Here is a 15,245-nt window from a genome sequence, read left to right as displayed (position 1 = left end):
GGCGGGATGGTGTGCGAGCTTGCGAGTCTGGCACACAATCCAGCACCAGCGTGTTCCCGGTTTCACGGGAGTGTTGGTAGGAGCCGAGACCGACCCGCCACGACCACGCCGATTCCGCCGCCCTCGCGGCCGATCGAATTGGAACCCGGCCCCGATCTCATGGGCCGGGTTGTGGCGGGTCGGCGCGCTTTGTCCGACGAAATCTGCTGCCCTGAACTGCGCGTTCCGGGATAGTTAGCCCATCGTTGTGCGCCACTTCAGAACCGGGGTCGTCATCGCTGCTTCGGCGATGCGGTGGGCGGTGGTGGTCTTGAGCCGGTCCTTGGACCCCGTGATCCACTCGCCCATGAGGCTATTGCCGGCGGCTTGGTATTCGAGGGCCTGAATCAGGCACTCGAGGCGATCGGCATCGCGAGCGCAGACAGCCTCCACGGTGGCCTGTGCCTCGAACTCGGCGACGGTGTCGCGAACGAGCACCTGCAATATCTGGGGAAGGCCGGAGGTCTGGGTGTCGGTGACGGCTTCATGGTCGGGGTCGCCGAGGAAGGGCTTCGCGACCTGGTTGAGATCACGCAGCCGTGTTTCCTGGCTGTCGTGCCACAGTGCCAGGTGGGCGGCGCGAGCGGGGTCGCCGCCTTCATAGGCGGCGATCAGCGCTGCGAGTTGCGCTGTGCGGCAGGTGTGTTCGGCGACGGATTCCGGGCTGGGCACGCACGCATCGAGCCATCCCTTGCGGGTTTCGCGTTTGAGGACGCCCAACTCGAAGGCGAACGCCGCGATCTCGTGGGCAGTGTCGTTGTCGAGCTGCTGGTTGGCGTCCATATTGGGTTCCTTAGTCGCGTCATCGTCGGAGACGTAGTGCGTAGCCCAGGCTATCGAGGGTCCGGCGGGCGGGGGTGCTCAATGCGGGATCGCCGTCGACCAGATCGACCGCGGCCATGGTTCAAGTGCGCAGTCCCGGTTCGTCGATCAGGTGTGGGTGGCTCGAAATCAGGTCGGCGAGTGTTCGAAGGTGGAGGTCGAGGTGATTTGATCCGGGCTCTATCCGCCGGGTCAGGTGTAGCAGAAGGGTTCGGCCGGTCCAGCTTTGCGGGTCGATGCCGACCATCGCGGTGTCGTCGGGGTAGGTCACATTCCCGATTTCCCGACCCAGTGTGCCCAGTACAGCAGGTTCGTGACCTGTTGATAGTGATCGTCGGCGAGCTGGGCGACGTAGTGGCGCAACGGGTCCGGGTCGCCGTGGCCGGCCAGAGTGATCACGGCGGACCGCACCGCCAGGCGGGCCGGGGCGGCGTCGTGTGGTGAGCTGTGCAGGCGGCGCAGAGCCTGGCCGGTAATCCAGGTTTCCGAGTCCGGGTGTTGGTCGAACCCGAGCAGGTAGGTGGCCTGGCGGCGCAGAAGAATATCGTCCGGTCGGTAGGCGTCGATCCCGCTGCCGGAGAACCGCGCCCGCGACTGGTCCGACATCGCCCGCGCATTCCACCAGTGCGGAAAACTGGAGCACTGCTACCGGCACCCCTGGCCGCCGAACACGCATCCCCGACAGGTCCGCTACCGCAAACCCATCCAGCACATCACCCACAGTTTCTGCGGCAACCCACCACGAACGCAATTGCCCGGACTCCACACATTCGCTTGCCGCACCGGAGCAACAGCATCTGGGACCACGTAGTGCAGGACAACGAAATTGGGTATCTATCACTCGAACCCCTGGGATGCGCATCGGCGACCTCAGCGGCCCGCCTCGGCGCGGGTCACAACTACGGAGATCGGGCCGGACTACGCAGTGTGATCACCGGGCATTCGACGGAAGATAGCAAGCCCGCGAGTCGAAAGCAGATTGACGATCCAAGGCGGCTTCAGGATGAGCGTCAGTGGGAATCAGAATCGCTTTTCGGAAGGTACCGCAACACGGCAACGTCCCCAAGTTGGGTCACGTCGATCAGGTGCATTCGCCGCCGGGAGCCGCCGGGGAAGTGGGCAGGATTAACGAATCGAGGTGCTTCGGTTTGGCCGACGAGCAGCGGGGCGATGGCGAGATGAAGTTCGTCGGCCAAACCGGCGGCGAGTATCGCAGTGTGGATGCTGGTGCCCCCCTCGATCATTAAACGATCGATGCCGCGGTTGCCGAGATCGTCGAGCAGGGCACCGAATTCGACTCTTGCACCCAGCGATACGACGGTAGCGAGGTCGCCGAGGCGGTCGCGCAGTTTCGCCGCGCCGGTGTCGGTGGTGTAGGCGATCGGCCTACACTCCCGCACACCGTGATGCCAGAATTTGGCATCACGGTCGAGGTTGCCGGAGCCGGTGACGACGATCTTCTGGAGGTGTGCTGGTTTGCCTGCGGCGGCGCGGGCTGCTAGTCGTTCCTCGCTTTTGATGATCAAGCGGGGGTTGTCGCGGCGGAGCGTTTCCGCGCCGATCAGGATGGCGTCGCATTCGGTTCGTACGACTTCTACGCGGTCGAAGTCGTCTTCGTTGGACAGGTAGAGCCGTTCGGGGACGGTGTCGTCGATGTAGCCGTCCACGCTCGCCGCGACGGACAGGACTACGTACGGTCGGGGCAAATTGCTGCCTTCCATTGCTTGAACTCGTTGACGAACTCACCGACGCTGGTCTGAGTGCTGGTGGGATCCATCATGCCTGCCAACGCAAGGACTCTTTCCATGATCCGTTCCGATCCGGTGGCGATGCCGATCTGAAGGGCCTGGGTGCCCAGCGCCGCTGCGGGCTCGATATGTCCGGCCTCCATGTGGGCGACGGCCGAACGTGCCAGGTAAACACCGCGGTCACGCGGGTATCCGGACTGCATGCGCTCGGTCGCTTCGTCGAACCGTGTGATGGCGGCACCGTATTCACCGAGGGCCGTGAGGCTGTGCGCCTGGTAGGCGTCGATGTATGAGTTGTCGAGGAAGAACCCCCACGTCGGATCAGCGTCGGCGGTGCCGACCAACGTTCGGGCCGTGTCGTAGGCGCGAGCGCTCGCAGTCGAGTCTCCTTCGAGTGCGAGCGCATGTGCTCTGTAGGCAACCGCTGCGGCAGTGAACAATGAATCGCGGGGTGCAGCGAGTCCGGCAGCCTCGGCCAGTTCAGCGCTGCTCACACCGTCGCCGCGGTCGGATGCCAACTGGCTCATCCGCACCAGCGACAACCCGATGTAGTAGTCGTCCCTGAGCTGATGTGACCAGGTCAGTGCTTTCTCGGCCCAGTGCTCGGCATGGTCGAACATCCGCTGGTCCTGGTACTGCCAGGCTGCGGTTTCGGCGTACATCGCGAGCAATCGCAAAATGCTTTGGGAATCGACGACTTTCGCTCGCCGCAGGGCTTGCATGCGATCGATCGCGGTGAGGACCTCCGGCAGAGTAGTAGCGGATCCGTAGATGTTGTCGGACTCGATGATGTTCATCCGTTTGTCGCGGAAGAATCCAATGTGGTCGATGTCGCTTCGAGCGAACGCAGCGGCGAGCGGACTGGCTGACAGTGCGGCACTGGCAGCCAAACCGACGGTGCCACCTCCGACACCGGCGACGAATGCGCGCCGAGGAATGGACACCAAAACCACCTCTCCCGCAGCGGTGTGCGCAGCAACCAATATCTGATCGGTGTCGGCGCAGGTTTCCAGCAGTGCACCGAGCCGATGCCCCGCCTCGACCGTTACCGCCGCAGGGCCTTCAAGCAATGACCAGAAGCGTTCTGTCACAGCAGCTTCGGCTTCACGTAGCTTGCGGTCCATGCGCGCGGCATAGGCAACGGTCAGCTCGATGGTTTCCTTGCGCCGTTCCCACTTTTTCACCGCCTCCACTGAAACTCCTGTGTGAGCCGCGAAGGCCTCACGCCTCATGCCCAGCGCAGTCCGGAACGCGGCTCCTTCGCGTCCAGTCCATCGTCCCAGCGATTTCATTCGATTGCGTCCCCACTCACGCGTCGAGTGATCCGAGAGTACCTTCTCGGTACCCCATGCGTACCTGGTCTCTCCTGCGCGGTTGCGGAATGTTTGAGATAGCCCCGCCGCCGGGTCGAGCCGGTACCCGGCTCCCCGGCGGCGGGCGCGATCCCTGCCAGCCGACGAATGCGAGGCGATTCGTGTGATCCGAGTCCTGCTGCCGAGCCGGCACGACCTCGAGAGTGGAAGGCCCCCGTGGCGGCGGTCGCGCGCGGCATGCTTCCCGACAGCATCATCGACCGCGACAAGCAGCCCTTCACTCTGCCGATCACGGCGATGATGGCCCAGGGCCAACCGCTGCACGACATGGTCGGTGACCTCGTGCTCCCAGCCGCACACTGCGGGAACCTCTTCAACGCGGTGCACGTGAAATCGCTGTTCGAGCGACAGACCAGCCGGCCGACGAATCAGACCGCGGAACTGCTGTGGTCGATCCTGATCCTGGAGCGATGGCTCGCGGTACGGGGTCTGCGACTGTGAGACAGGACCGAGGAGACGAGACAGAGACGACGGGATTGGAGGGCAGCGGGTGACCGGAGGGATCGTCACCACGATCGAGAAACTGGCGCCGGTCGCGCTGATCTTCGGGGCGGGCGTCGTCTTCGCCCGCCGCAAGATCATCGACTCGACGGTATCGAAAGCGTTCTCGGAGTTCAGTTTCCGGTTCGCGATCCCCGCCTATCTGCTGGGCAGCCTCTACACGAGCGATCCGCGCCGGGTCTTCGACCCCACCGCGATCGGCGCGTACGCGACCGCTGCCGTCGCCGGGATGGTGGTCGTCGCGGTCGTGGCGCGCGCGGTGACCGGGACGAGCACCAAGGGAACAGCGCTGCGGATCATGAGCGCCTGCCAGGTGAACACCGCGTACTTCGCGATCCCCGTGTTCATCCTGCTGTTCGGCGACGCCTCACCGATCTTCCCGGTGATCCTGCTCCAGGTCTGCGTGCTGACCGTTGTGGTGATCACGATCATGGAATCCGCGGGCGGCCACGACGTTTCCGGCGTCCCCACGGCGGTCAAGGTGCGACGCGGCATATGGGCGGCCCTGACCACCCCGCTGGTACTCGCCTGCTACGCGGGCATCACCGCCAACCTCACCCACCTACCGGTGCCCGGCTGGGCACTGGACACGCTGTCGATGGCCGGTGCCGCGGCATCACCGGCGGCGCTGTTCGCGCTGGGGTTGCATCTCGGCGGCACCGGGCTGCGGATACGGGGCACGACCAGCGACGAGTACTGGCTGATCGGCTTCAAATGCGTGCTCTTCCCCCTGCTCGCCCTGGCGGTCGGCCGATACGTCTTCGGGCTGACCGGAATACGGCTGAGCCAAGTGGTGATGATCGCCGCCATGCCCGCACCACAGAACCTGTTCATCTTCGCCCAGCAATACGACACCGAAGTCGACCTCGCGGCCTCGGTCGTGGTGAAGACATCCCTCACCGCGCTGCTGTTGCTGCCGATATGGGCGGTCATCGCACGATGACGACACGCATGGGTGAGACCAAGACACGACCGCGAACGACCCGACGATCCGGATCGAATCCGAACTCGCCCAAGATGGAACTTTCCGCACCGAGACCCGAAGCACCGTCGCCCGACAATATCGCCGGACTAGGCTATCTGCCGACCCATGAAGGAGGGGCAATGGTGCGGATCGAGGAGTACACCGGCGACCGGAGCGAGATCGCCTGGCTGCTGCGGCTGGCCGAGGATTCCGAGCGGTTGCTCGCGGGCTATCTCGACACCGGCCGCGTTTGGGTCGCGCGCGACGGTGACGAGATCGTCGGTCAACTGCTCGCCGCACCACACGGCGAAAACACCTGGGAGATAGTCAATCTCGCCATCGCCGAATCTCATCGCGGCCGTGGTCTGGGCCGCGACCTGATCGACCGCGCCGTCACCGAGGCCCGTGCGGCGGGCGCGCGCCGCGTCGAAGTCGCCACTGCCACCGCCGATATCGGCAACCTCCGCTTCTACCAGCGTTGCGGCTTCCGGATGACCCGCATCGTCCGGGACGCTTTCGGCCCGGACACCGGCTACCCGCTCAACCTCGATGTCGACGGAATCCCCCTGCGCGATCAAGTGTGGTTCGATCGCGATCTCTGAGGTGCGAGTGCCGAATCATCGACTCGGCGGCGGCAATTCCCCGGACCCGCGCACCAGCAGTCGGGTGGGCACCACCAGGTGGCGTGCGTCCGTGTCCTCTCCGGAGAGTCGCGCGAACAGCAACCGCGCCGCCGCTCGACCGATGGCGGCGGGGTCCTGGGCGACGGCCGTCAAACCGGGGCGCAGTAGCTCCCCGAGCGGCAGGTCGTCGAATCCCACTATGGCGACGCGGTTTTCCAGGCCGCGGCGCTGGATCGCGCGCAGCGCCCCGATGGTGATCAGGTTCTGGCCGCTGAAGACGGCGGTGGGCGGGGCGGGTGCGTCGAGGAGTTGACCCGCGGCGTGTTCGGCGGCGGCGACGGTGCGCAGATCGTGGCGGATCAGGGTCGGGTCGGGGGCGGCGGGGAGTCCGTCGAGGTAGCCGAGGTGGCGTTCGGCGGCGGTGCGGATGCCGCGCAGGTCGCCGAGGAAGGCGATGCGACGGTGGCCGAAGCCGGCCAGATGCGCGGTGGCGGTGCGGGCGCCCGCGCGGTTGTCGACGGTGACGCTGTCGAGGTCGCCGCCGCCGGCCCTGTCGACCAGGACGACGGGGGTGCCGCGGCGATGTTCGCGGCGCAGCAGCGCGTACTCGTCGCCGACGGGCACCACGATCAGTCCGTCGACGCGGCGGGCGAGCAGTGCGTCGAGGACTTGACGCTGGCGGGCGGGATCCTCGTCGCCGCTGACCGCGAACACCAGGGTGCCGCGGGCGTGGGCGGTGTCCTCGACGGCCCGATGCAGCGCTGCGGCATAGGGATTGGCGACGTCCATCAGCACCAGGCCGATCGCGGCCGTCTTGTGTCCCTGTTCGCGCAGGGTGCTGGCGGCGAGATTGTGCCGGTAGTCCAGGGCGGTGACCGCCTCGGTGACGCGGCAGGCCAATTCGGGGGAGACCCCGGTCTCGCCGCGCACCACCCGCGACACGGTCTTGATGCTGACCCCGGCCCGCGCGGCGACCTCGCGCATGGTGGCCCGCCCCGGTCCGGGTTCGCTGCCCATCCCGAAACGGTAAGTGCCATCGGCTATTCGAATCCCTGGACATGAGCCAGATCACACTCTAGGGTGCTGACAACGTTGTCTTCCGCAGGGAGTACGCCGATGCATCCCCATCACCGCCGCACCCTCGCCCGCACTGTCACCGCCGGATTCGCCGCCACCGCACTGGCTTTCGCCGCGAGCGCCTGCGGCTCGGGAGCGGGAACGGGCGGCGGCGAGCCGATCGTCGGCCTGATCACCAAGACCGACACCAACCCGTTCTTCGTGAAGATGAAGCAGGGCGCGCAGAAGGAGGCCGACGCCGCCGGGGTGAGACTGCTGACCGCCGCCGGAAAGTTCGACGGGGACAACGCGAGTCAGGTCACCGCCCTGGAGAACATGGTCAACGCGGGCGCGAAGGGCATCCTGATCACCGCCGGCGATACCAAGGCCATCGTCCCGGCGGTGCAGAAGGCGCGCGCCAAAGGTGTGGAGGTGATCGCCCTGGACAGCCCCACCGATCCCGCGAGCGCGGTCGACGCCCTGTTCGCCACCGACAATTTCGCGGCGGGCGAGCTCATCGGCAAATACGCGAAGGCCGCCCTCGGGGATCGTCCGGCGCGGATCGCGATGATCGACCTCAATCCCGGCGTCACGGTGGGGGTGTTGCGGCACAACGGATTTCTCACCGGATTCGGCGCGGCGCAGGCCACGAAGGAGATGAAGCAGGACGCGAGCGCCCCGAATGTGGTGTGCGCGCAACCGGCCGAGGGCGATCAGGCCAAAGCGCAATCCGCGATGGAGACCTGCTTGCAGAAGGATCCCGCGATCTCGGTGGTGTACACGATCAACGAGCAGTCCGCGCTCGGGGCGTATACGGCTCTCCACACTGCGGGCAAGCAGGATCAGGCCATCCTGGTGTCCGTCGACGGCGGCTGCACCGGGGTGCGGGCGGTGCAGGACGGGCGCATCGCGGCCACCTCCCAGCAGTATCCGCTGCTGATGGCGAGCAAAGGCGTGCGAGCGGTGGCGGAATTCGCGAAGACCGGGAAGAAGGCCGAAGGTTACACCGACACCGGGGTCACCCTCATCACCGCCAAACCGCAACCGGGCGTGCCCGCCGAGGATGTCGCCTACGGCCTGGACAACTGCTGGGGCTGACAGATGCGCACACCGCTCGCGCGACTGCTCGCGCTGCCCAATATCGGACCGCTGATCGCGATCACCGTCGCGGTCGTCTTCTTCGCCGCCCGCTCCGACCGCTTCCTCACCGGCGCGAACTTCTCCCTCATCGTCCAACAGGTGATGGTGGTCGGCACCCTGGCCATCGGGCAGACGCTGATCATCCTCACCGCGGGCATCGACCTGTCCAACGGGGCGGTGATGGCACTGGGCAATATCGCGGTCACCAAACTCGCGGTCGACGCCGGACTGCCCGTGCCGGTGGCCATCGTGCTCGCGCTGGGCCTCACCGCCGGATTCGGCGCGGTCAACGGACTGCTGGTGAGTGTGCTGCGGCTGCCGCCGTTCATCGTCACCCTCGGCGTCTACGGTGTCGCGTTCGCCCTGACCCACATCTACTCGCAGGAACAGACCGTCTCCGGGCTGCCGCGGGCAATGACACTGCTGGACAAGACCTTCCCGCTCGGCGGCACCGACATCACCTACGGATCGGTGGTGATGCTGGCCCTGTTCGCCGCCGCCTGGTACGTGCTGCGCCTGACCATGGCGGGCCGCCACGTCTACGCGGTCGGCAACAATCCCGAGGCGGCGCGCCTCGCCGGAATCGACACCCGCCGCGTACTGCTCGGCGTCTACACCACCGCCGGACTCCTCTACGGCATCGCCGCACTGCTGCTGGTCGCCCGCACCGGCGTCGGCGACCCCAACGCGGGCCAGAGCGACAACCTGGACTCCATCACCGCGGTCGTCCTCGGCGGCACCAGCCTGTTCGGCGGGCGCGGCAGCGTCATCGGGACCCTGCTCGGCGCGCTGATCGTCGGCATCATCCGCAACGGACTGCAACTGATCGGCGTGCCATCGATCTATCAGACGCTGATCACCGGGATCCTGGTCATCGCGGCCGTCGCCGTGGACCGACTCAACCGCGGGAGGCAACGGTGACAGCGGTGCTCGCGGCCAGGGGACTGGTCAAACGGTTCGGGCACGTCACCGCGCTCGACGGCGTCGATCTCGACCTGAGCCCCGGCGAGATCCTGGCCGTCATCGGCGACAACGGGGCCGGGAAATCCACCCTCATCAAAGCGCTGTCGGGTGCGCTCACCCCCGACGCGGGCGAGATCCTGCTCGGCGGGAAACCGGTCCGCTTCCGCGGTCCCCTCGAGGCCCGGCGCGCGGGCATCGAGACCGTCTACCAGGACCTGGCCGTCGCCCCAGCCCTCGATATCGCCGAAAACCTTTTCCTGGGAAGGGAATTGCGTCGCCGCGGCCTGCTCGGCACCGTGTTCCGCATGCTGGACCGGCCGCGCATGCTCGCCGAATCCCGCACGCATATGGACACCCTCGAGATCGGAGTCCGCTCGATGCGACAGACCGTGGAAACCCTCTCCGGCGGGCAGCGGCAGGGCGTGGCCGTGGCCCGCGGCGCCGCCTTCGCCCGACACGTCGTCATCATGGACGAACCCACCGCCGCGCTCGGGGTGAAGGAATCGACGATGGTGCTCGACCTCATCCGCGAGGTACGCCGTCGCGGACTGGCCGTCATCGTGATCAGCCACAATATGCCGCATGTCTTCGAAATCGCCGACCGCGTGCACATCCAGCGACTGGGCAGGCGGGTCGCGGTGATCCGGCCGCACGAGTTCAGCATGTCCGACGCGGTGGCGCTGATGACGGGAGCCATGGCGGGCGTGGAGGTCGACGGTGATGCGTAGCGACGGGATCGTGGCGGTGGCGGGGGAGGCGCTGATCGATATGGTGCCCACCGGGCGGGCCGACGAATTCCAGGCCGCGCCCGGCGGGAGTCCCGCCAATGTCGCGGTGGGACTGGCCCGTTCGGGAGTGCCCACCCGGATGCTGGCCCGGCTCGGCGCCGACCTGCTCGGGCGGCGACTGCGTCGACACCTGTCCGGCAACGGAGTCGACCTGCGGTACGCCGTCGGGGCGAGCGAACCGAGTTCGCTGGCGCTGGTAGATCTCGCTCCCGACGGCAGCGCCGACTACGACTTCCGCCTGGACGGCGCCTGCGACTGGCAGTGGACCGATGCGGAATTGGCCGACGCCCTGGACGGCGATGTCCGCGCCCTGCACACCGGCTCGCTCGCGCTGATCCTGCCGCCCGGTGCGGACGTGTTGCAGCGCTTGGTCGTTCGCGCCCGTCCCCACGCCACCATCTCCTACGACCCCAATTGTCGGCCCCTGCTGGAGGACCGCGCCGATGTCCATTCCAGGATCGAGACCATGCTCCCGGTCACCGACATCATCAAGGCCAGTGCCGAGGACCTGCACTGGCTGTACCCTGGTCGCCCGATCCAGGATGTGCTGCGCGACTGGAACTCTCGCGGACCGGCATTGACGATCGTCACCCTCGGCGCGGCCGGCGCCGTCGCCCTCGGGTCGCCCGAGCACGGCCCGATCCAGCGCCCCGGCCGCACCGTCACCGTCGTGGACACCGTCGGCGCGGGCGATGCCTTCACCTCCGGTCTGCTCGCCCACCTGCACCGCCGCGACCTGCTCGGCGCGTCCCGCCGAGACGCCCTGCGTGCCTCGACCTCCGACGAGATCGCCGACCTGCTCGACGACGCCATCCTCGTCGCCGCACTCACCTGCGCCCGACGCGGCGCGAACCCGCCGACCCGCACCGAGATCCTCGCCGCGCCCGCGCACCAGGGACCTCCACGGCAGTAACGGTCGCCGAACGCGATTCGTCCGCACCGGTCGGTGCGGATCGCCACATCCGGGCCGTGGAGCTTCATCGAGCGCCTCATGCTGAGCCGTCTGCGGCTACAGCTGAGCCGGCCGGACTTCGCTTGCCTTGCTGTACTTCCCGTGCCCGCCCTCGCCGATGAGCCATGTCACAGGCATGCCCGGCGCGATGCGCTGTTCGTCGCCCTTATATTGCCAGCGGGAGAACCAAACGTCGCCGCAGTGGCTGGCGATGAGTCCGTCGTAGCTGTGGGGCAGCCACCATCGGACCACACCGTCGAGGCTCCGATCCGGATCCTTCGCCACCCTGACCTGCCCGTACGGGATAAGTCCGCCCAGCCCGTGCCATCCGTCGAGAGCGGGGAGCAACGGTTGGTCTCCACCCTCGGGATCGGCAGGCCAGATCTTTCCACTGCGGGCCAGCACGTCATCGTGGATACGCCGGGCGAGTTCGCACGCCACACCGCCGGCGGTGTGCTCACCGGGGGCACAGCCAACCAGGATGTTCAAAGCGGGGATGGTGAATTCGATCCACCATCCGGGTGGATCGGCTTGCCGACGGAGACGCTCCGGGATCGTTTCGTCGATCCGCACCTCGAAGCCGAGAGCCGACTCGATGTCGCTCGCCAGCAGGTCGGCGCCTCGCCTCGATATCTCCTTATCCATGTAACTATCCTGCCGTGTAGGGGACAGTGCAGCGGTTGATGGGGGTTACATACAGGACGTCGCCGGGGGCGTGAGATGCGATTACCTGGATTTCGTCTCCCGACTCGTAAACGTAATGCCCCCTTTGATACCGAGGGATCGTCATGTGCAGGTTGTCGTCCTTGTGGACCGTATCCGTCAGGATGGACTTGCCGTTGACCAATACCTGGTAGTCGTACCTTCCTGGGGTATGGGAGATGTCGTTGAGGAACATGGCCCACGCGATATTGCCGATGGAGTCCGCTCCTGCCGGCCTGGTGTCGACTTCGACTCTGCCCCATTGGGTCGTGACTCTGTAGTTGGTGCATGGCTGATACGAAGCCTGTGCGCTACCGGAGACCGGCACGCTCGCGAACACAGCGATCATCAGTACCACTGCGAAGAACACCATTCGACCGACTCGGCTCGTCGGTGAAGCCGATCGATAAGTGCGCACCTTCATGGGGCATCCCTCCCTTGCGTCGAAACGCGAATCGACTCGCCCACCCAGGCATCGGATTCCGTGCCACCCCGAGCACGAGACACCCCCCGACGGCAAAGAAAGGCGGTCGATTCATTGGACGCACCCGGACCGCAAGCGGTTCCGCCGCAACATAATTCATGTGTCATCTATCCACCCGGGTAGACGACTCAGCACCTAGCCCCCGAACCGTTTGCTTGCCGGATGCGCTTCCCGAAAACGGCCCGCTCGCCGGCCGCGACCTTGCGGCAACCCCTGCCGGCGCAGCCTTGGGCGGCGTCAGTCGTTATGTATCTCGCCGGCGAGTCGATCACTCGTCGGACACTGTCGAAGGGGTCGCCCACCCGGTCGCGGACTCCGGATATCCGCAGGTGAACGGCTTCGGCTGGAAATTGTGCACCAACTACCGGGCCTTGCGGCAAGACCGGGGGGCCGCTATATCTTGAAGTGGGCGACAAGCTCGCCGATTTCCCGACCCCCGCGTCCGGTACTGTTTCCATCCGGAAGCACCGCGAAAGGGGTCGTCATCCGATCGAAAACGTTGCGCCGGTTCGCGATTGCGGCGGCCGCCGTCGCGATGCTCGTCGCCGGGGAGATCGCGGAAGCGGAAGCCGCTGCGCCGGTGACGATCTCGCTGCCCGCACCCACCGGCCCGCTTCCCGGTGGCCGCTGGTGGGCAGGAGCGTAGAACAGGTATTCACAGCAGCGGATGCAGACCGGGTGGTCCGATTCGATCGGCTGCCGTACGCTCGGAACGGATATCGTGGCTAGTCGTTGAGGTGGTCCATATGGCACATCGTGTCGCCGGTGCGTTGCGGCAGTGGGTGCGGGACCCCGAGATCATGACCACGCTGGTCGCGATACTGCGACCGGCGACTTCGGTTCTGCCGGGCCTCGGTCCGGACCTCGCCTGCGCGCTACGGTTTCGGGCGTTGGGCCTGGCCGCGGCAGGGTGGTACGACGACGCTCTGATCGACGTCGAGGAGGCGCTGCGAATCTGCCGCCGCCCGACGACCGTTCGGCGCACGACCACCGAAGTTCAATACGCGGCGGCGCTGAACCTGCGCGCGAACGTGCTGCGGTGCTCGGGCCGGGAGCGGGAGGCGGTGGCCGACGCACGGCAGGCACTGGCCCTGTGCCGAGGGCGAATGCCCCACGCTCCGCGTCGGTTCGGCCCCGTTCTGCTGACCGCTCTGGACGAATTGGCCCGTTCCCTCGACAAGGCCGGTGAACCAGGGCAGGCACTACCCTTCGGCGAGGAACTCGTCCGCATCCTGCGCCACCTTGCCCCACGCCGACCACGCTACAACTCCTTTCTGGCCGCAGCCCTGCATCAACTCGGTAGCTATATCTCGGAGGTCGGAGAACTCACCGACGCGTTGCGTGCCACCGAGGAATCCCTCGAACTGTATCGACGTCTCGACTACGAGCAGCCGGAATCCTTTGCGCTCCACGTGGAATTGGCGACCTACAACCGGACGCTGTTCCTGGACCGGCTGAAACAGCAGGGATAGCCGAGGCGATTGTTCAAGGTCGCTCGCGGGCGGAGTCGGCGACCGCGCGCACAGCCGCGGCGAGGCCCGCCGCGCTGGCGTGTTTCAGTCGGCCGGTATCGCGCGCTCCACAAGTGTTCGCACCAGTTCGGCCGACCGCTGGTCGTCGAAAATGCCGGGGAGAGTGAGTTTGTCGAGGATCAACCAGTTCAGCGCGAGATAGAGCAGCACGACGGTGTCCTCGCCGCCGGGGAGTCCGGAATCTCGATAGTTGGCGATATTGAAGTCCAGGTCCGCGTGCACCCGCTCGGTGAGCAGGGTCTGGAGTTCGGGCCTGCGGGTGGCCTCGAGTCGCAGTTCGAGCAGTGCCAGGTAGCCGGTGCGGAATCGGGAGATCCGCTCGACCAGTTCGGTCATGAGCTCAGTCATGGTCGCGCGGGTCAATGGTCCGCGTGATTTCGCCATGGTCTCGTCGCTGGGGATCAGTCGCTCGTAGTAGCGATTTCCGATCTGGACGAGCAGTGCGTCCCGGTTGGGGAAGTAGTTGGAGGCCGTCCCGGCGGGTACGCCCGCCTCCTGATCGACCGCGCGGAAGGTGAGGCCGCGAGCTCCTTCGCGGGCCAGGACCTCGATCGATGCGTCCAGCAGGGTTTGTCGCCGTGCCGGATTCGTGCGTGCCACTTGACACCACTCCATTCGTAGTAGTACGTTTCAACCGGTTCGCACATAGTACTACAGATGAGGCGGTAAGGATGCGAAAGCTCACCTACTACGTGGCGGTCTCCCTCGACGGCTACATCGCCGGTCCCCAAGGCGAATACGACTTCTACCCGATGTGCGAGGACATGACGGCATGGGCCGTCGAGCGCTACCCGGAGACCGTGCCCACCCACGTCCGCGGCCTGTTCGGGATGCCGCTCGACACCCCGAACAAGGAGTTCGACACCGTCCTCATGGGGCGTGGCAGCTACGAACCCGGCCTCGCCGCCGGCACCGACAGCCCCTACGACCACCTGCGGCAATACGTTTTCTCCCGCACCCTCGCACCCATCGACAACCCGAGGGTGCGCATCGTCGACGCCGACCCGGTCGAACTGGTCCGCGAGCTGAAAAACCAAGAGGGTCTGGATATCTGGCTCTGTGGCGGCGGCAACCTGGCCGGACAGCTCCTCGGCGAGGTCGACCGGCTGATCATCAAGAGCTACCCGGTGCTGGCTGGGGACGGCGTGCGCGTGTTCGCGGGCGACTTCTCGCCAACGCGGTTCGGCGTCACCGAACGCAGGGAGTTCAGCAACGGCGCACAGATCACCGTGTTCGACCGCGCCTGAAGTGCTGCGGCACAACCGAATCCGAGATCGCGGCGGCCAGCTCGTCCGGCCTGCTCCACATCGGCCAGTGCCCCGTCGGCAGATCGACGAGCGTGAGATTGGTGAGCCGCGCGGTCTCCGCCATCATCGGGTGCCCCTGGCGAGCCATGGGTCGGCGAACCGCCGGACACGGCGGGTCCGGTCGCCGTGTGAGCGGAAACGAACCGACGATTCGCGACGGGCGCGCAGCGGGGTCGGTTCGCGGACAACGACATTGAATGACCTGGTCCAGGCGGTAGAATCCGATGACCATGCGTGCCACGCAACTTGGG

The 15,245-nt window shown here is 66.4% G+C and carries 19 protein-coding genes; 10 read left to right on the top strand and 9 right to left on the bottom strand.

Annotation, left to right across the window (positions count from 1 at the left end):
- Positions 1-234 precede the first annotated feature (234 nt).
- The 5 genes from D5S18_RS19380 to D5S18_RS19360 all read right to left on the bottom strand — a co-directional run bounded on the left by D5S18_RS19380 (position 235) and on the right by D5S18_RS19360 (position 3,901).
- Positions 235-822 (bottom strand): HD domain-containing protein, encoded by a 588-nt coding sequence (locus tag D5S18_RS19380; RefSeq protein WP_120042472.1) that lies wholly within the window; start codon positions 820-822, stop codon positions 235-237.
- A 121-nt stretch (positions 823-943) separates the two neighbouring features.
- A complete protein-coding gene (locus tag D5S18_RS19375) occupies positions 944-1,132 on the bottom strand; it encodes a hypothetical protein (RefSeq protein ID WP_120042471.1) in 189 nt (62 codons plus the stop codon).
- On the bottom strand, positions 1,129-1,467 hold the full coding sequence (locus tag D5S18_RS19370) for a hypothetical protein (RefSeq protein WP_120042470.1): 339 nt from the start codon (positions 1,465-1,467) through the stop codon (positions 1,129-1,131). The genes D5S18_RS19375 and D5S18_RS19370 overlap by 4 nt, the downstream gene beginning before the upstream one ends.
- Positions 1,468-1,871: 404 nt before the next feature.
- Positions 1,872-2,528, bottom strand: coding sequence for a RibD family protein (locus tag D5S18_RS19365; RefSeq protein ID WP_239003874.1), 657 nt, complete (start codon positions 2,526-2,528; stop codon positions 1,872-1,874).
- Between the two features lie 20 nt (positions 2,529-2,548).
- Entirely contained in the window at positions 2,549-3,901 is a 1,353-nt protein-coding gene (locus D5S18_RS19360; RefSeq protein WP_500797138.1) for a helix-turn-helix domain-containing protein, read from the bottom strand.
- Between the two features lie 150 nt (positions 3,902-4,051).
- Here D5S18_RS19360 and D5S18_RS19355 point away from each other — a divergent pair, with 150 nt between their 5' ends.
- The 3 genes from D5S18_RS19355 (at position 4,052) to D5S18_RS19345 (ending at position 6,049) form a co-directional block, all read left to right on the top strand.
- A complete protein-coding gene (locus D5S18_RS19355; RefSeq protein WP_282434867.1) occupies positions 4,052-4,423 on the top strand; it encodes an asparagine synthase-related protein in 372 nt (123 codons plus the stop codon).
- Positions 4,424-4,472: 49 nt separating this feature from the next.
- A complete protein-coding gene (locus tag D5S18_RS19350) occupies positions 4,473-5,426 on the top strand; it encodes an AEC family transporter (protein WP_239003873.1) in 954 nt (317 codons plus the stop codon).
- 161 nt (positions 5,427-5,587) lie between these two features.
- Positions 5,588-6,049: a GNAT family N-acetyltransferase gene (locus tag D5S18_RS19345; RefSeq protein WP_203236819.1), complete on the top strand. Its 462-nt coding sequence runs from the start codon at positions 5,588-5,590 to the stop codon at positions 6,047-6,049.
- A 15-nt stretch (positions 6,050-6,064) separates the two neighbouring features.
- Here the strand turns inward: D5S18_RS19345 and D5S18_RS19340 are convergent, their stop codons facing one another.
- The gene (locus D5S18_RS19340) at positions 6,065-7,087 is read right to left on the bottom strand and encodes a LacI family DNA-binding transcriptional regulator (RefSeq protein ID WP_203236818.1); all 1,023 of its coding nucleotides are present in this window, start codon (positions 7,085-7,087) and stop codon (positions 6,065-6,067) included.
- Positions 7,088-7,186: 99 nt separating this feature from the next.
- Between D5S18_RS19340 and D5S18_RS19335 the strand changes: the two genes are divergently transcribed.
- The 4 genes from D5S18_RS19335 to D5S18_RS19320 are packed head-to-tail and all read left to right on the top strand — an operon-like array spanning position 7,187 to position 10,930.
- A complete protein-coding gene (locus D5S18_RS19335; RefSeq protein WP_120042466.1) occupies positions 7,187-8,224 on the top strand; it encodes a sugar ABC transporter substrate-binding protein in 1,038 nt (345 codons plus the stop codon).
- A gap of 3 nt (positions 8,225-8,227) precedes the next feature.
- Positions 8,228-9,187 carry an ABC transporter permease gene (locus tag D5S18_RS19330; protein ID WP_120042465.1) on the top strand — a complete coding sequence of 320 codons (960 nt, stop codon included), beginning with the start codon at positions 8,228-8,230 and terminating at the stop codon, positions 9,185-9,187.
- A complete protein-coding gene (locus tag D5S18_RS19325) occupies positions 9,184-9,957 on the top strand; it encodes an ATP-binding cassette domain-containing protein (protein ID WP_120042464.1) in 774 nt (257 codons plus the stop codon). Before D5S18_RS19330 ends, D5S18_RS19325 begins: the two co-directional genes overlap by 4 nt.
- Positions 9,950-10,930, top strand: coding sequence for a carbohydrate kinase family protein (locus D5S18_RS19320; RefSeq protein ID WP_203236817.1), 981 nt, complete (start codon positions 9,950-9,952; stop codon positions 10,928-10,930). Before D5S18_RS19325 ends, D5S18_RS19320 begins: the two co-directional genes overlap by 8 nt.
- A gap of 96 nt (positions 10,931-11,026) precedes the next feature.
- Here the strand turns inward: D5S18_RS19320 and D5S18_RS19315 are convergent, their stop codons facing one another.
- Together D5S18_RS19315 and D5S18_RS19310 are read right to left on the bottom strand one after the other, a co-directional pair.
- Positions 11,027-11,614 (bottom strand): hypothetical protein, encoded by a 588-nt coding sequence (locus tag D5S18_RS19315; protein ID WP_120042463.1) that lies wholly within the window; start codon positions 11,612-11,614, stop codon positions 11,027-11,029.
- A gap of 4 nt (positions 11,615-11,618) precedes the next feature.
- Positions 11,619-12,095 carry a hypothetical protein gene (locus tag D5S18_RS19310; protein ID WP_147404021.1) on the bottom strand — a complete coding sequence of 159 codons (477 nt, stop codon included), beginning with the start codon at positions 12,093-12,095 and terminating at the stop codon, positions 11,619-11,621.
- A gap of 559 nt (positions 12,096-12,654) precedes the next feature.
- On the opposite strand from D5S18_RS19310, the gene D5S18_RS34925 reads away from it, so the two are divergent.
- On the top strand, positions 12,655-12,801 hold the full coding sequence (locus tag D5S18_RS34925) for a hypothetical protein (protein WP_158607904.1): 147 nt from the start codon (positions 12,655-12,657) through the stop codon (positions 12,799-12,801).
- Between the two features lie 100 nt (positions 12,802-12,901).
- On the top strand, positions 12,902-13,627 hold the full coding sequence (locus D5S18_RS19300) for a tetratricopeptide repeat protein (RefSeq protein ID WP_120042460.1): 726 nt from the start codon (positions 12,902-12,904) through the stop codon (positions 13,625-13,627).
- Between the two features lie 84 nt (positions 13,628-13,711).
- Here the strand turns inward: D5S18_RS19300 and D5S18_RS19295 are convergent, their stop codons facing one another.
- Positions 13,712-14,287, bottom strand: a complete 576-nt coding sequence (locus tag D5S18_RS19295; protein WP_120042459.1) for a TetR/AcrR family transcriptional regulator — start codon at positions 14,285-14,287, stop codon at positions 13,712-13,714.
- A 71-nt stretch (positions 14,288-14,358) separates the two neighbouring features.
- Here D5S18_RS19295 and D5S18_RS19290 point away from each other — a divergent pair, with 71 nt between their 5' ends.
- Positions 14,359-14,934 (top strand): dihydrofolate reductase family protein, encoded by a 576-nt coding sequence (locus tag D5S18_RS19290; RefSeq protein ID WP_120042458.1) that lies wholly within the window; start codon positions 14,359-14,361, stop codon positions 14,932-14,934.
- Positions 14,935-15,245 lie beyond the last annotated feature (311 nt).

This window comes from Nocardia panacis (genome assembly GCF_003598715.1).
In the GTDB taxonomy this organism is placed as follows: Bacteria; Actinomycetota; Actinomycetes; order Mycobacteriales; family Mycobacteriaceae; genus Nocardia; species Nocardia panacis.
Note: the sequence above shows the minus strand (reverse complement) of the source record. Positions and strands in the feature narration are given on the sequence as shown.

Bases quoted from the DNA above. Each gene is read 5' to 3' on its own strand.
- D5S18_RS19380 (WP_120042472.1), bottom strand. From the start codon at position 822: ATGGACGCCAACCAGCAGCTCGACAACGACACTGCCCACGAGATCGCG.
- D5S18_RS19370 (WP_120042470.1), bottom strand. From the start codon at position 1,467: ATGTCGGACCAGTCGCGGGCGCGGTTCTCCGGCAGCGGGATCGACGCC.
- D5S18_RS19360 (WP_500797138.1), bottom strand. From the start codon at position 3,901: ATGAAATCGCTGGGACGATGGACTGGACGCGAAGGAGCCGCGTTCCGG.
- D5S18_RS19345 (WP_203236819.1), top strand. From the start codon at position 5,588: ATGGTGCGGATCGAGGAGTACACCGGCGACCGGAGCGAGATCGCCTGG.
- D5S18_RS19340 (WP_203236818.1), bottom strand. From the start codon at position 7,087: ATGGGCAGCGAACCCGGACCGGGGCGGGCCACCATGCGCGAGGTCGCC.
- D5S18_RS19335 (WP_120042466.1), top strand. From the start codon at position 7,187: ATGCATCCCCATCACCGCCGCACCCTCGCCCGCACTGTCACCGCCGGA.
- D5S18_RS19330 (WP_120042465.1), top strand. From the start codon at position 8,228: ATGCGCACACCGCTCGCGCGACTGCTCGCGCTGCCCAATATCGGACCG.
- D5S18_RS19320 (WP_203236817.1), top strand. From the start codon at position 9,950: ATGCGTAGCGACGGGATCGTGGCGGTGGCGGGGGAGGCGCTGATCGAT.
- D5S18_RS19315 (WP_120042463.1), bottom strand. From the start codon at position 11,614: ATGGATAAGGAGATATCGAGGCGAGGCGCCGACCTGCTGGCGAGCGAC.
- D5S18_RS19310 (WP_147404021.1), bottom strand. From the start codon at position 12,095: ATGAAGGTGCGCACTTATCGATCGGCTTCACCGACGAGCCGAGTCGGT.
- D5S18_RS19300 (WP_120042460.1), top strand. From the start codon at position 12,902: ATGGCACATCGTGTCGCCGGTGCGTTGCGGCAGTGGGTGCGGGACCCC.
- D5S18_RS19290 (WP_120042458.1), top strand. From the start codon at position 14,359: ATGCGAAAGCTCACCTACTACGTGGCGGTCTCCCTCGACGGCTACATC.